This window comes from Streptomyces beigongshangae, assembly GCF_019710745.1.
GTDB lineage: Bacteria > Actinomycetota > Actinomycetes > Streptomycetales > Streptomycetaceae > Streptomyces > Streptomyces beigongshangae.
Window position 1 is genome coordinate 1 of the sequence record NZ_JAHKJW010000002.1, and the last position, 13,968, is coordinate 13,968.

A 13,968-nucleotide genomic window follows, 5' to 3' on the forward strand; every position below is an offset into this window, starting at 1 on the left:
GCGGTCGCCTCCGACGGGGACGCGGGCTGCGCCGCGGGCTGGACCGGGGTCTGCGGCTCCGCGGCGTCGAGCACCGCGCCGTTGCGCGTACGACGGCGGCGGCGCGGCGTGCGCGCCGGACGCTCGCGGTCGCGGTCACGGTCGCGCTCGGCGGCCGGGGCCGGACCCGAGGGACGGCCACCGCGACCGCCGCGGGCACCACGCCCGCCGGTCTCGCCGAGGTCCTCGACGACCTCCGCCGAGAGGCCGGCGCGGGTGCGCTCGGAACGCGGCAGGACACCCTTGGTGCCCGCCGGGATGTTCAGCTCCTCGAAGAGGTGCGGGGACGTGGAGTACGTCTCCGGCGGGTCGTTGAAGCCGAGGTTCAGCGCCTTGTTGATGAGCTGCCAGCGCGGGATGTCGTCCCAGTCGACGAGGGTGATCGCGATGCCCTTGGCGCCCGCGCGGCCCGTACGGCCGATGCGGTGCAGGTACGTCTTCTCGTCCTCGGGGGACTGGTAGTTGATGACGTGCGTGACACCCTCGACGTCGATGCCGCGCGCGGCCACGTCGGTGCAGACGAGCACGTCCACCTTGCCGTTGCGGAACGCGCGCAGTGCCTGCTCGCGGGCGCCCTGGCCGAGGTCGCCGTGGACCGCGCCGGAGGCGAACCCGCGCTGCTGGAGCTGGTCGGCGAGGTCCGCCGCCGTCCGCTTCGTGCGGCAGAAGACCATCGCGAGACCGCGGCCCTCGGCCTGCAGTATCCGCGAGACCAGTTCGGGCTTGTCCATGTTGTGCGCGCGGTAGATGTGCTGCTTGGTGTTCGCGACCGTCGCGCCGACGTCGTCCGGCTCGGAGGCGCGGATGTGCGTGGGCTGCGACATGTAGCGGCGCGCGAGGCCGATCACCGCGCCCGGCATGGTCGCCGAGAACAGCATCGTCTGACGGCGGACCGGCAGCATGTTCATGATCTTCTCGACGTCGGGCAGGAAGCCCAGGTCGAGCATCTCGTCGGCCTCGTCGAGGACGAGGGCGCGCACGTGCTTCAGGTTCAGCTTCTTCTGGCCCGCGAGGTCCAGCAGGCGGCCCGGGGTGCCGACGACGACGTCGATGCCCTTCTTGAGGGCCTCCACCTGCGGCTCGTACGCCCGGCCGCCGTAGATGGCGAGAACGCGGACGTTACGGACCTTGCCCGCGGTCAGCAGGTCGTTGGTGACCTGGGTGCACAGCTCGCGCGTCGGGACGACGACGAGGGCCTGCGGGGCGTCGGTGAGCTGCTCGGGCTGCGCCCGGCCGGCCTCGACGTCCGCCGGGACGGTCACGCGCTCCAGGAGCGGGAGGCCGAAGCCCAGCGTCTTGCCGGTGCCGGTCTTGGCCTGGCCGATGACGTCGTTGCCCGCGAGGGCGACGGGGAGCGTCATCTCCTGGATGGGGAAGGGGCTCATGATGCCCACGGCTTCGAGGGCTTCGGCGGTCTCGGGAAGGATCCCGAGGTCTCGGAAAGTAGTCAGGGTGCTGCCTCTTCTGTGTACGCGGTGCGAGGCGAGCGCGGGGGTCGTGTCGGGGACCGTGCCGGGGACGACGACCGCTCCTGAGAAGCGGGCCGGGTGGCATGGGACCACTGCCGACGCTCGAGCGTTCGTACCGCTGAGGGTCCCTCCCGATGCCGTACACACTGTGGTGCACGGGCGAGGAGGGCTGTCGGGTCGGAGCCGATCGGGCCACCGACCGGGCATCCTCATTCGTACCGCCCGTCGGGTTGCGTAGATCGACTCAACGATCAACTCAACGAGCGCATTACCACCATACCCCGGATCCGCGCATATGTGATGGCCGATCTGGTCACGTAGTCGTCATCACACTGATTGACCAGGGCCTTACGCCGTGCGGTGAGCGGGCTATTGTGCGCTTCATGACGACGCCTGACACCGCTTCCGACGCATCCCCCGAACCCACCGGAGTCGCCGCCCAGGACTGGGCCAGGGCATCCGCGGACCCCCAGTACCGCGCGGCGGTGGTGGATCTGCTCGGAGCGCTCGCGTACGGGGAGCTGGCGGCGTTCGAGCGCCTCGCGGAGGATGCCAAGCTGGCGCCGACGCTCGGGGACAAGGCGGAGCTCGCGAAGATGGCCTCGGCGGAGTTCCACCACTTCGAGCGGCTCAGGGCCCGGCTGACCGAGATCGGGGCGGAGCCGACGCAGGCGATGGAGCCGTTCGTCGCCGCGCTCGACGGGTTCCACCGGCAGACGGCGCCGTCCGACTGGCTGGAGGGTCTCGTCAAGGCGTACGTCGGCGACTCGATCGCCAGTGACTTCTACCGGGAGGTCGCGGCGCGGCTCGACGCGGACACGCGCAAGCTCGTGCTGGGCGTCCTCGACGACACGGGGCACGCGTCGTTCGCCGTCGAGAAGGTGCGGGCCGCGATCGACGCGGATCCGCGCGTGGGGGGACGGCTCGCGCTCTGGGCGCGGCGGTTGATGGGGGAGGCGCTGTCGCAGTCGCAGCGGGTGGTCGCCGACCGGGACGCGCTGTCGACGATGCTCGTCGGCGGGGTCGCCGACGGGTTCGACCTCGCGGAGGTCGGACGGATGTTCTCGCGGATCACGGAGGCGCACACGAAGCGGATGGCCGCGCTGGGACTGGCCGCGTAAGCCCCCTCCTGGGCCCGGACGGTGTTCGTCCGGACGGTGTTCCTCCGCGGGGCGGGGTGGTCGTCCGCGGGAGGTGAGGGCCGAGGGCCGGAGTCCGGCGGCTGACCGCGTGGTTCCCCGCGCCCCTTGTCCCGCTGTTCCGCACGCCGTTCGCGGCGCGCCTTCGCCGTCGGGTCTCAGACCGTCGCCGAGTGGTGGCGGCGGAGTCTTCCCGCGGGGCGCAGCAGCAGGGAGACCGAGGCCGCCGCCACCGCGGTCGCGCCGAGCATCACCGTCAGGAAGCCGGCGGAGCCCAGCGCGGTGTGGGTCAGGAAGGCGCCGAAGAGGCCGCCCGCCACGCCGGTCGAGAGGACGAGGCTGCGCACCGGCAGACGGTGGGGCAGGCGGTACGCCACCGCCCAGGCCAGGGCCAGACCGAGGATGGCGGAGCCGAGCGCTTCCAAGAACATGAGATGGTCCCTCCCGCACGGCTGTGTGCACTTCGGTCGTAGCCCGTCATACCCGTGACCTGCGGAATGCAACCCTCTCGCGGGGAGGGGTTGTGCTCCGTCCGTGAGCTGCGGGGCCCCGGACACCCGGACGGCGTACGCGCGCGGACAGCGGGAGCGGACAGGGGAGAGGGGCCCGGCGGCCGACGGCCGCCGGGCCCCTCTCCCCTGTGCCCTACAGCGCGCTGAAGCCCACCTTGCGGGCCGTCGGCTCGCCGAGCTCCACGTACGCGAGGCGGTCCGCCGGGACCAGGACCTTGCGGCCGTGGTCGTCCACGAGGCTGAGCAGCTGCGACTTGCCTGCCAGCGCCTCGGACACCGCGCGCTCGACCTCTTCCGGGGTCTGACCGCTCTCCAGAACGATCTCGCGGGGCGCGTGCTGCACGCCGATCTTGACCTCCACGGCTATGTCCCTCCGACGGTCACTGCTGTGCGCGTTCGTCCGCGCCGTACGCAGCACACATTAGCCCGGTGAGGGGACGTACACGCTCCGCCGGAGAACGCCAGGAGCGAACACCTCGCGGGAACAAACACCTCACAAGGGCGGACCGTCCACGGGAACGGACCGCTCACGGGAACGGACTGTTCGCTGGAGCGGTCCGGTCGTGGAGGGGACCGGTCGTGAAGAGGGCCGGTCGTGGAGGGGACCGTCAGTGCGGCTCGGTGCCGTGCAGGGGGAAACCCGCGATGCCCCGCCACGCCAGCGAGGTCAGCAGCTGCACCGCCTGGTCGCGCGGCACACTGCGGTCGCTGTGCAGCCAGGAACGGGCCACCACCTGGGCGAGTCCGCCCAGGCCCGAGGCGAGCAGCATCGACTCGGCCTTCGACAGACCGGTGTCCTCCGCGATGACCTCGCAGATCGCCTCCGCGCACTCGAACGTGACCTTGTCGACCCGCTCGCGCACCGCGGGCTCGTTCGTCAGGTCCGACTCGAAGACCAGACGGAAGGCGCCGCCGTCGTCCTCCACGTACGCGAAGTACGCGTCCATGGTGGCCCGTACGCGCAGGCTGTTGTCCGTGGTGGACGCCAGCGCCGCCCGTACGGCCAGCAGCAGCGACTCGCAGTGCTGGTCCAGCAGGGCCAGGTAGAGGTCGAGCTTGCCGGGGAAGTGCTGGTAGAGCACCGGTTTGCTGACGCCCGCGCGTTCGGCGATGTCGTCCATCGCGGCCGAGTGGTATCCCTGCGCAACGAACACTTCCTGGGCGGCGCCGAGGAGCTGGTTGCGTCGGGCACGGCGCGGCAGGCGTGTGCCCCGCGGGCGTGCCGCCTCTGTCTGCTCGATGGCTGTCACGCCGCCTCCCAAAATCGTCCACGTGCGGTGAGCGCCGCGCCGCCATCGTACTTTTCGGTAACCGTGGTGTGCGCGGTGCGAGCGGAGAATTTCATGGACCGGACGCCGGGGAAACCGCGCAGACCGCGCCATACGGGGGCATGGCGGGTCGGTGGTGTTCCCGCTGCGTGCCCGGGAGCGGCCGTACGGACGGTGACCGACGGCCGCTCCGGATCCGGTTCACCGATAGTCGTCCTCGTCGAGTTCCACGATCCTCGCCTGTTCGGCCAGGTCCGCCTCGCTGGCGCTGCCCGGGTCCGCACCGGTCAGCGGGTCGTCCCGGCGGGGCGCGAGATCCTTCTGCTGCTCGGCGGCGTCGGCCTCGGGGGCCTCCACGGCGATCTCCTTCCCGTCCGTGTCCTCCGTGTCCTCAAAGGTCTCGGGGTCGGTGTGGTCGACAGTCATGTGTCCTCTTCCCGAGCGGTGCGAGTGCGCGCTCTTGCCTGCGTACGAGTGCCCACGTTCCCGAAGCGTATGAGGACCGGCGCGGGGCCGCTACGCGATCACGCCGCGACATGCCCGGGCCGGGCCGGGCGCGGACGCCGTTCCGCGGCGGCGTCCCGGGGCGGGCCCATGGCGGCGCCACGACGCCCGGAGGTGCCGCCGGAGGTGCAGTCGGGGATGCCGCCGGAGATGTCGCCGGAGGTGCCGCGGCACTGCTCCGGGATCTCATCGGCCCTGGTGCGGACGGGTCTTGGACGACTCCTGTGACAGCGAACACACGATCCACCGCGTGATCGTCTCGTAACATTGCCGCATGTCTTCGACCGAACTGCCATCAGTGCTGGCCACTTCCGTCACGCCGAAGGTCAGTTCCGTCAGAGTGGCGGAGGGGGAACGACTGCGCAGGGTGGAGCTCCCCGGGCTCACGCTGACGGTCCGTTCGAGGCCGCCGGCCCGGGAGGGGCTGCCGCCCGCGCTGTACGTGCACGGGCTGGGCGGCTCCTCGCAGAACTGGTCGGCGCTCATGCCGCTCCTGGACGGCCTCGTGGACGGCGAGGCCGTCGACCTGCCGGGCTTCGGCGACTCCCCGCCGCCGGACGACGGCAACTACTCGGTGACCGGGCACGCGCGCGCGGTGATCCGCCATCTCGACGCGGCCGGGCGCGGACCCGTGCACCTCTTCGGGAACTCGCTGGGCGGCGCCGTGACGACGCGCGTGGCCGCCGTACGGCCCGACCTGGTCCGTACGCTCACACTGGTGTCGCCGGCGCTCCCGGAGCTCCGGCCGCAGCGCAGCGCGGTGCCGACGGCGCTGCTCGCCCTGCCGGGCGTGGCGGCCCTGTTCACCAGGTTCACCAAGGGCTGGACGGCCGAGCAGCGCGTACGGGGCGTCACGGCGCTCTGCTACGGCGACCCCGGCATGGTGACGCCCGAGGGGTTCCGCAACGCGGTCGAGGAGATGGAGCGGCGGCTCGCCCTTCCGTATTTCTGGGACGCCATGGCGCGCTCGGCGCGCGGCATCGTGGACGCGTACACGCTGGGCGGCCAGCACGGACTGTGGCGTCAGGCCGAGCGGGTGCTCGCGCCTACACTCCTCGTCTACGGGGGTCGCGACCAGCTCGTCTCGTACCGTATGGCTCAGCGCGCGGCGCGTGCTTTCAGGGAGTCCCGGTTGCTGACGTTGCCTGATGCGGGCCATGTGGTGATGATGGAGTACCCGGAGATCCTGGCCACGGCCTTCCGCGAACTCCTCGCGGACACAGGCGAGTTGACCGACACCGGCGCTACCGGCGCAAGGAGCTGAAGCGGGACGTGGGACGTCACAGCCGTCGCGGGCCCGCCCCCAGGGGCGGCACCGCCGACGCGCCCGCGGTTCCGGCCGCCCGGCCGGAGACGGGGACGACAGGGACGGGAGCGGGAGCCCGGCGGGTGCCCCGGCTGCCCGAGGGATGGGCCCCGCAGGGACCCGGCGGGCAGGCAGGACAGACGGAGCAGGCAGGACAGGCAGGGCAGGGGCTGCGGCGTCCCGGCGGCCGGCCGGCCGCGGGCGGGGCCCCCGGGCGTGGCAGTGGGGCTGCCGAGCACTCGGACCAGCGCACGGACCGGTACGCGGAGCCGTACCCGGCCCGGCGGTCCGGCGCGGCGCAGGCCGGAGGAGCGCCCCGGCCCGCGGACGGCGGCACGCCCGCACACGGGTTCCCGCGCCTGCCGGACGGCACGCAGGCACAGGGTTTCCCCCGGCTGCCGGACGGCACCCCGGCGCACGGTTTCCCGCGGTTGTCAGACGGCACCCCGGCCCAGGGTGCGCCCCGTGTCCGCGGTGGGCACCCCGAGCAGCAGGAGGCCGGCGGCGGCTGGAGCGGGACGAACGCGGGCGCCGCGCGCGGGACGCCGCGGACGGCGCCGCAAGGACCGCCTCCCGGGACCCCGTCGGGGCCGGGCCGCGCTGCGCCCCGGGGCCGCCCGGGGCTCCCGATCCCCGGGCAGCGGTACGCGCCGCCCGGTGCGGGTACGACCGGCCCCCGCCAGGCCTACGTCGACGCCTTCGACCGGGGCGACGCCTCCGGGCGGGACGGGGAAGCCTCCGGCCGGGCCAGGGACGTCTTCCCGTCCCACCCTGCTGCGACGGCGGCCCGCCGCGCCGACCCCGTCGCCCCCGTGACCGACCGGGACGACGAGGTCGGGCACGGGGCTCCGCCCCGGGAACCCGGGACGCCAGGGAAGGCGGAGAAAACGGAGAAGAACGAGGGCGGCAAGGGCCGGACCTTCACCGGCATCGCGGCCGCCGCCGTCACCACCGTGCTGGCCGTGGTCGTGGCGGGCCAGGTGGCCGACGGGAACAAGGGGAACACCGCGCGTCCGGAAGCCGCCGGTGGCGCCGGCCGCACCACCGAGGACTACGCGTCACGCACCGACAAGCGCCCCGCCCCTTCCACGAAGCCGGACGTGGCGACGCTGTCGTACGCACAGCGGATGGCGGCGAAGTACCCCTTGGCGGCCGACCTGGAGGGCGGCGGGAAGTTCGACGCGATTCCCGGCCTCGACAAGGCGCCGGGAGCCGGGCAGAAGTACACCTACCGCGTCGACGTCGAGAAGGACCTCGGCCTCGACGGCGGGCTTTTCGCGCAGGCCGTGCAGAGAACGCTGAACGACAAGCGCAGCTGGGCCCACGGCGGCGGCCGCACCTTCGAGCGGATCTCCTCCGGGAAGCCCGACTTCGTCATCACGCTGGCCAGCCCCGGCACCACCGCGTTCTGGTGTGCCAAGTCGGGCCTCGACACGACCCAGGACAACGTCTCCTGCGACTCGGCCGCCACCGACCGCGTGATGATCAACGCGTACCGCTGGGCGCAGGGCTCGAAGACCTACGGGGACGAGATGTACGCGTACCGGCAGATGCTGATCAACCACGAGGTGGGCCACCGGCTCGGCTACGGCCATGTGACCTGCAGCGTCGACGGAGGACTGGCCCCCGTGATGCAGCAGCAGACCAAGTTCCTGGACCACGACGGGATCAAGTGCCGTCCCAACCCCTGGCCCTTCCCCGGAAAGTGAGCGGGGGCGGCCGGGGGTGCGCATCCCACATTGACAGCCGGGGAAAGTTCGTTCATATTTTCTCGCATGTCGCCTCGTCACACCTCCGTCTGCGCCGCCCTTGAGCTGGCGCTCCTCGGTGTGACCGCGCTCTGCGTGGCCGACATCCACTGTCGCTGACCTCCGCCCCCGGCGCGCGTCGGCTTTTCCCCGTTCTCCACCGGTACCGGTCCCACGGTGCCGGGTGTTTTCCGGCGTGCTCTCGTGCCCTCGGGGCGTTTTCCGCGATCTCTCCCACGCGCCGCGTCGTGTGCTCGTTCTCCGCGCGGTGTTCGCCGAATCCTTCCGAGGGGTTTCCTCCCATGCGCCGATCGTCCGTCACAGCGCGCCGTCTGGCCGCCGTATCCGTCAGCCTCGCCGTGGCAGCGGGTGCAGTCGCCTGCGGGCCCGAGGACAACGATGCCAGGACCGCGTCCGGCGGCGCGTCCGCAAAGCCGGCCAAGGGCGGCACCCTCACGGTCCTGAACTCCGACCCGCAGCAGGACTTCGACCCCGCCCGGCTCTACACCTCCGGCGGTGGCAACGTCCCCTCCCTCGTCTTCCGTACGCTCACCACGCGCAACCGGGAGGACGGGGCGAAGGGCGCCGAGGTCGTGCCGGACCTCGCCACCGACACCGGCAGGCCCAGCGAGAACGCGACCGTGTGGACGTACACCCTGAAAGAGGGTCTCAAGTACGAGGACGGCTCCGCGATCACCTCGGCCGACATCAAGTACGGCATCGAGCGGTCCTTCGCCGCCGAACTCTCCGGCGGCGCCCCGTACCTGCGGGACTGGCTGATCGGCGGGGCCGACTACCAGGGGCCCTACAAGGACGAGAAGGGCCTCGACTCGATCGGGACACCCGACGAGCGGACCATCGTGTTCCGCCTGAACAAGCCCGAGGGCGAGTTCCCGTACCTCGCCACGCAGACGCAGTTCGCCCCCGTCCCGAAGGCGAAGGACACCGGCACGAAGTACGAGGAGCACCCGGTCTCGTCCGGCCCGTACAAGGTCGTCTCGAACGAGAACGACGGCGAACGGCTGGTCCTGGCGCGCAACACGCACTGGTCCGCGTCGACGGACGCCGAGCGCAAGGCATACCCCGACAGGATCGACGTACGGTCCGGGCTCGACTCCTCCGTCATCAACCAGCGGCTGTCGTCCTCGCAGGGCGCGGACGCCGCCGCCGTCACCACCGACACGAACCTCGGACCGGCCGAACTCGCCAAGGTCAGCGGTGACGAGGAACTCGCCGCGCGGGTGGGCACCGGGCACTTCGGCTACACCAACTACATCGCCTTCAACCCGAAGGTGAAGCCGTTCGACGACCCGAAGGTGCGCCAGGCGATCTCGTACGCCGTCGACCGCAGCTCCGTCGTCAACGCGGCGGGCGGATCCTCCCTGGCCGAGGCCGCGACGACGTACCTGCCGAACCAGAAGTCCTTCGGTCACACGCCCTACGACCACTTCCCGGCGGGCAGGTCCGGCAACCCGGCCAAGGCCGGGGAACTGCTGAAGGAGGCGGGGCACGCGAACGGGCTCACCGTGACGCTCACCCACTCCAACGCCAAGGACTTCGAGACCAGCCCCGAGATCGCCACCGCGATCCAGGACGCCCTGAAGAAGGCGGGCATCACCGTCAAGCTCCAGGGCCTGGAGGACAACGACTACAAGGACAGGATCCACGACGCGAAGACCGAGCCCGGCTTCTTCCTCGCGCACTGGGGTGCCGACTGGCCCTCGGGCGGCCCCTTCCTGGCCCCGATCTTCGACGGCCGGCAGATCGTGGAGGACGGCGCCAACTTCAACACCGGCTTCCTCGACGACAAGTCGGTCAACGCGGAGATCGACGCGATCAACAAGCTGACCGACCTCGACGAGGCCGCCACGCGCTGGGGCGCGCTCGACAAGAAGATCGGGGAGCGGGCGCTGACCGTGCCGCTCTTCCACCCGGTCTACAAGCGGCTCTACGGCAAGGATGTCAAGAACATCGTGATCAGCGACTGGACCGGGGTGCTGGACATCTCGCAGGTCGCGGTGAAGTAGAACCGTGAGCGACGTACTCATCGCCTCCCGGGCCCCCGGTGCGGACCTGTCCGTGCCGGGGGCCTCGGGGGCCCGTCAGTTCTGGCGGCGGCTGCGTGCGCAGCGGGCCGCCCTCGTCGCGGCGGGCGCCGTCGCGGCTCTCGTCCTGGTCGCGCTCGCCGCTCCGCTGCTCACCGCGGTCGAGGGCCAGGACCCGACCACGTACCACCCGGATCTCGTGGACTCCGCGCGCGGCGGTGTGCCCGTCGGGCCGTTCGGCGGCGCCGGCGGCGAGCACTGGCTCGGCGTCGAACCGCAGACCGGGCGGGACCTGTTCGCGCGACTGGTGTACGGGGCCCGGGTCTCGCTCGGCGTCGCGCTGGCCGCGACCGTCGTGCAGATCGTCATCGGTGTGGCCGTGGGTGTCGCCGCCGCGCTCGGGACCCACTGGGCCGACCAGTTGCTGAGCCGGTTCACCGACGTCATCGTCGCCATGCCGCTGATGATCATGTCACTGGCGCTGCTCGCGATCGTGCCGTCGAGTTTCCCGCGGCCCGTGCTGGTCGCCCTTGTCATCGGCCTGATCGCCTGGGGCAACATCGCGAAGATCGTGCGTGCGCAGACGCTCACCCTGAAAGGGCTGGACCACGTCGCCGCCGCGCGGCTCAGCGGCTGGGGCGGCTGGCGGATCGCCCGCCGCGAACTGCTGCCGGGGCTCGCCGCGCCGGTCATCACGTACGCGGCGATCCTCGTCCCGCAGAACATCACGGTCGAGGCGGCCCTGTCCTTCCTCGGCGTCGGCGTGAAACCACCGACACCGTCGTGGGGGCAGATGCTCACCGCCGCCGATGTCTGGTACCAGGCGGCGCCGCAGTACCTGCTGCTGCCGGCGGGCGCCCTCTTCGTGACCGTGCTGGCGCTGACGGTCCTCGGCGACGGGGTCCGTACGGCGCTCGACCCGCGCGCGGCGTCGCGGCTGCGGGTGGGGACGGGGCGGCGGAGGGAAGCCGCGTCGGAGGGGTCCGGCGGGACGGATCCGGAAGGGCCCGGCGGAGCGGAGCCGGAAGGGCCCGGCGGGGCGGAGAGGCCCGGCGGGGCGGAGCGGGGCGGTGCGGTGTGAACGGTTTCCCGGGGTTCGCCCTGCGCCGGACCGTCGGAACGCTGGCCACGCTGCTCGCCATCTCGGTGGTCGTCTACGTCGTCTTCTACGTCACCCCCGGCAACGTCGCCCAGATCACCTGCGGTCCACGCTGCTCACCCGTCCAGGTGCAGCAGGTCGCCGACCAGCTGCGCCTCGACGACCCGCTGTACACGCGCTACTGGCACTTCCTGCAAGGGCTCGTCATCGGTCAGGACTACTCGACCGGCGCCTCGGTGCAGCACTGCCCGGCGCCCTGCCTGGGGCTGTCCTACCAGAGCGACCAGCAGGTCACCGAGCTGATCCTGGCGAAACTCCCGGTCAGCCTGTCGCTCGTGTCCGGGGCGATGGTGATGTGGCTGATCCTCGGAGTCGGCACCGGCGTGCTCTCGGCCTGGCGGCGCGGACGGCTCTCCGAGCGGGTGCTGACCGGCATCACGCTTGCAGGCGTGGCCACCCCCGTCTTCGTCATCGGCCTGGTCCTGATGATCGTCATCTGCGGCGAACTGGAACTGCTGCCCTTCCCGCAGTACGTGAACCTCACCGACGACCCCGAGCAGTGGGCCTGGAACCTGCTGCTGCCGTGGCTCTCCCTCGCCCTCGTCGAGGCCGCCGCGTTCGCCCGGCTGACCAGGGCGTCGATGCTGGAGACACTGGCCGAGGACCACATCCGGACCTTCCGGGCGTACGGCGTCGGTGAGCGCTCGGTCATCGGGCGGCACGCGCTGCGGGGGGCGTTCGCGCCGGTCATCGCGCTGAACGCCAACACCGTCGGGTCGGCCGTCGGGGGCGCGGTACTCACCGAGACGCTCTTCGGCCTGCCCGGTGTCGGAAGGGAACTGGTCCACGCCGTCGATGTCGTCGACCTTCCCGTGGTGGTCGGGACGGTCCTGGTCATCGGTTTCTTCGTCGTCATCGCCAACGCCGTCGCGGACGTGCTCTACGCGGTGGCCGACCGACGGGTGGTGCTGACATGAGTCTGGTCGAGGTCAGGGACCTCTCCGTCGGGTTCGGCGGGCTGCGGGCCGTCGACGGGCTGTCCTTCAGCCTGGCGAAGGGCGCCGCGCTCGCCCTCGTCGGCGAGTCCGGCTCGGGCAAGTCCACGGTCGCCTCGGCCCTGCTCGGGCTGCACCGCGGCACGGGCGCGCGGGTCGGCGGCTCGGTCGAGGTGGCCGGGGTCGACGTGCAGCGGGCGTCGGACGACGAACTGCGGCGGCTGCGCGGCGCGCGGGCCGCGATGGTCTTCCAGGACCCGCTGTCGTCCCTCGACCCGTACTACGCGATCGGCGACCAGATCGCCGAGGTGTACCGCGTGCACAACCGGGTGTCCCGGCGCGCCGCACGCGCGCGTGCCGTCGGGGTACTGGACCGGGTCGGGATCCAGGACGCGGGACGACGGTCCCGTTCGCGTCCGCACGAGTTCAGCGGGGGGATGCGCCAGCGTGCCCTGATCGCCATGGCCCTGGCCTGCGAACCCGACCTGCTGATCGCCGACGAACCGACGACCGCGCTGGACGTGACCGTCCAGGCCCAGATCCTCGACCTGCTGCACGTGCTGCGCGAGGAGACCGGAACGGGTCTGCTGCTCGTCACGCACGACGTGGGCGTCGCCGCCGGGAACGCCGACGAGATCCTGGTCATGCGGCACGGGCGCATGGTCGAACAGGGCCCCGTCGCCGACGTCCTCGGCGGCCCCGCGCAGCCGTACACCCGCCAACTGCTGGGCGCGGTACCACGGGTGGACGTGCCGCGGACCGGCGACCTGCGCGTGGACGCGCCGCGCGGGGTCACTCCTGGCGTGGACTCCGGTCCGGCACCCGGCTCGGCACCCGGCCCGGCGCCCGGCCCGGCGGGCGGGGCCACGTCAGCCGGTTCCGTGCCAGGGGGTTCAGTACCGGGCGGTTCCGTGTCAAGGGGTTCCGTGCCGGCCGACGTCGTGCTGGAGGCCGTCGGGCTGCGGCGGGAGTTCGGGCGCGGGAAGCACGCGTTCGCGGCCGTCGACGACGTGTCGCTCACGGTGCGCCGGGGCGAGACGCTCGGCATCGTGGGGGAGAGCGGCAGCGGCAAGACGACGCTGGGCCGGATGCTGGTCGGGCTGCTGGAACCGACGGCGGGGAGGATCCTCCCCGGCGGGGGTGTGCGCCCCGACGTACAGATGGTCTTCCAGGATCCCGTCTCCTCCCTCAACCCGCGGCGCACCGTGGGTGAGTCCGTCGCCGACCCCCTGCGGGCGCGCGGCACCGGGACCCGCCCGTTCGGGCGGAGCCCCGAGCGGACCGGGGAGGAAGCGCGCATTCGAGGACGGGTACGGGAACTGCTGGAGCGTGTGGGACTCGAAGGGGCGCACTACGACCGCTACCCGCACGAGTTCAGCGGCGGCCAGCGCCAGCGCGTGGGCATCGCACGGGCACTCGCCGCCGACCCCCGGGTCATCGTGTGCGACGAGCCGGTCTCCGCGCTCGACGTCACCACCCAGGCCCAGGTGGTCGCCCTCCTCGACGAACTGCGCCGGGAACTCGGTCTCGCCCTGGTCTTCGTGGCGCACGATCTCGCGGTGGTACGCCAGGTCAGTGATCATGTCGCGGTGATGCGCCGCGGCCGGATCGTCGAGTACGGGCCCACCGACGAGGTGTACGGGGCGCCGCAGGACCCGTACACGAGGCAACTGCTCGCCGCCGTCCCCGCGCTGGATCCGGCGGTCGCCGCCGCCCGCCGCGCGACCCGTCGTGCCGCCCGTCGGGAACCGGCCGCCATGTGACGAAAAGTGTTCGATGGAGCTCTTAGCGCTACGGAACGCGACCCGCACGGGAAAGTTACGACCGTTCACCCCTTCTGGTGG

General features: G+C 72.1%; 13 protein-coding genes. 8 read left to right on the forward strand and 5 right to left on the reverse strand.

Annotated elements, in window-relative coordinates:
* Window positions 1-1,424 (reverse strand): DEAD/DEAH box helicase (locus KM933_RS01365; RefSeq protein WP_430727262.1); only part of this gene is annotated, 1,424 nt, incomplete at its 3' end.
* 467 nt (window positions 1,425-1,891) lie between these two features.
* Between KM933_RS01365 and KM933_RS01370 the strand changes: the two genes are divergently transcribed.
* Window positions 1,892-2,629 (forward strand): ferritin-like fold-containing protein, encoded by a 738-nt coding sequence (locus KM933_RS01370; RefSeq protein ID WP_221347900.1) that lies wholly within the window; start codon window positions 1,892-1,894, stop codon window positions 2,627-2,629.
* 176 nt (window positions 2,630-2,805) lie between these two features.
* On the opposite strand, the gene KM933_RS01375 is transcribed toward KM933_RS01370, so the two are convergent.
* The 4 genes from KM933_RS01375 to KM933_RS01390 form a co-directional block, all read right to left on the reverse strand.
* Window positions 2,806-3,078 (reverse strand): hypothetical protein, encoded by a 273-nt coding sequence (locus tag KM933_RS01375; RefSeq protein WP_221347901.1) that lies wholly within the window; start codon window positions 3,076-3,078, stop codon window positions 2,806-2,808.
* A 214-nt stretch (window positions 3,079-3,292) separates the two neighbouring features.
* Window positions 3,293-3,520, reverse strand: coding sequence for a DUF3107 domain-containing protein (locus KM933_RS01380; protein ID WP_055519750.1), 228 nt, complete (start codon window positions 3,518-3,520; stop codon window positions 3,293-3,295).
* Between the two features lie 247 nt (window positions 3,521-3,767).
* Entirely contained in the window at window positions 3,768-4,409 is a 642-nt protein-coding gene (locus tag KM933_RS01385) for a TetR/AcrR family transcriptional regulator (protein WP_221347902.1), read from the reverse strand.
* Between the two features lie 219 nt (window positions 4,410-4,628).
* Window positions 4,629-4,853 carry a hypothetical protein gene (locus KM933_RS01390; RefSeq protein WP_221347903.1) on the reverse strand — a complete coding sequence of 75 codons (225 nt, stop codon included), beginning with the start codon at window positions 4,851-4,853 and terminating at the stop codon, window positions 4,629-4,631.
* 352 nt (window positions 4,854-5,205) lie between these two features.
* On the opposite strand from KM933_RS01390, the gene KM933_RS01395 reads away from it, so the two are divergent.
* The 7 genes from KM933_RS01395 to KM933_RS01420 all read left to right on the forward strand — a co-directional run bounded on the left by KM933_RS01395 (window position 5,206) and on the right by KM933_RS01420 (window position 13,887).
* Window positions 5,206-6,195, forward strand: a complete 990-nt coding sequence (locus KM933_RS01395) for an alpha/beta fold hydrolase (protein ID WP_221347904.1) — start codon at window positions 5,206-5,208, stop codon at window positions 6,193-6,195.
* Window positions 6,196-6,203: 8 nt separating this feature from the next.
* A complete protein-coding gene (locus KM933_RS01400; protein ID WP_221347905.1) occupies window positions 6,204-7,946 on the forward strand; it encodes a DUF3152 domain-containing protein in 1,743 nt (580 codons plus the stop codon).
* A gap of 66 nt (window positions 7,947-8,012) precedes the next feature.
* Window positions 8,013-8,105 carry an Ms4533A family Cys-rich leader peptide gene (locus KM933_RS40475; protein WP_347355167.1) on the forward strand — a complete coding sequence of 31 codons (93 nt, stop codon included), beginning with the start codon at window positions 8,013-8,015 and terminating at the stop codon, window positions 8,103-8,105.
* 182 nt (window positions 8,106-8,287) lie between these two features.
* Entirely contained in the window at window positions 8,288-10,012 is a 1,725-nt protein-coding gene (locus KM933_RS01405) for an ABC transporter substrate-binding protein (protein WP_221347906.1), read from the forward strand.
* Window positions 10,013-10,016: 4 nt separating this feature from the next.
* Window positions 10,017-11,111, forward strand: a complete 1,095-nt coding sequence (locus KM933_RS01410) for an ABC transporter permease (protein WP_308013205.1) — start codon at window positions 10,017-10,019, stop codon at window positions 11,109-11,111.
* On the forward strand, window positions 11,108-12,106 hold the full coding sequence (locus KM933_RS01415; protein ID WP_221347907.1) for an ABC transporter permease: 999 nt from the start codon (window positions 11,108-11,110) through the stop codon (window positions 12,104-12,106). Before KM933_RS01410 ends, KM933_RS01415 begins: the two co-directional genes overlap by 4 nt.
* Window positions 12,103-13,887 carry a dipeptide ABC transporter ATP-binding protein gene (locus KM933_RS01420; protein ID WP_221347908.1) on the forward strand — a complete coding sequence of 595 codons (1,785 nt, stop codon included), beginning with the start codon at window positions 12,103-12,105 and terminating at the stop codon, window positions 13,885-13,887. The genes KM933_RS01415 and KM933_RS01420 overlap by 4 nt, the downstream gene beginning before the upstream one ends.
* The last annotated feature ends 81 nt before the right edge of the window (window positions 13,888-13,968 follow it).

What these genes read in the sequence shown, in the direction of transcription:
- KM933_RS01370 (WP_221347900.1), top strand. Translation starts at nt 1,892, where the DNA reads ATGACGACGCCTGACACCGCTTCCGACGCATCCCCCGAACCCACCGGA.
- KM933_RS01375 (WP_221347901.1), bottom strand. Translation starts at nt 3,078, where the DNA reads ATGTTCTTGGAAGCGCTCGGCTCCGCCATCCTCGGTCTGGCCCTGGCC.
- KM933_RS01390 (WP_221347903.1), bottom strand. Translation starts at nt 4,853, where the DNA reads ATGACTGTCGACCACACCGACCCCGAGACCTTTGAGGACACGGAGGAC.
- KM933_RS01395 (WP_221347904.1), top strand. Translation starts at nt 5,206, where the DNA reads ATGTCTTCGACCGAACTGCCATCAGTGCTGGCCACTTCCGTCACGCCG.
- KM933_RS40475 (WP_347355167.1), top strand. Translation starts at nt 8,013, where the DNA reads ATGTCGCCTCGTCACACCTCCGTCTGCGCCGCCCTTGAGCTGGCGCTC.
- KM933_RS01405 (WP_221347906.1), top strand. Translation starts at nt 8,288, where the DNA reads ATGCGCCGATCGTCCGTCACAGCGCGCCGTCTGGCCGCCGTATCCGTC.
- KM933_RS01420 (WP_221347908.1), top strand. Translation starts at nt 12,103, where the DNA reads ATGAGTCTGGTCGAGGTCAGGGACCTCTCCGTCGGGTTCGGCGGGCTG.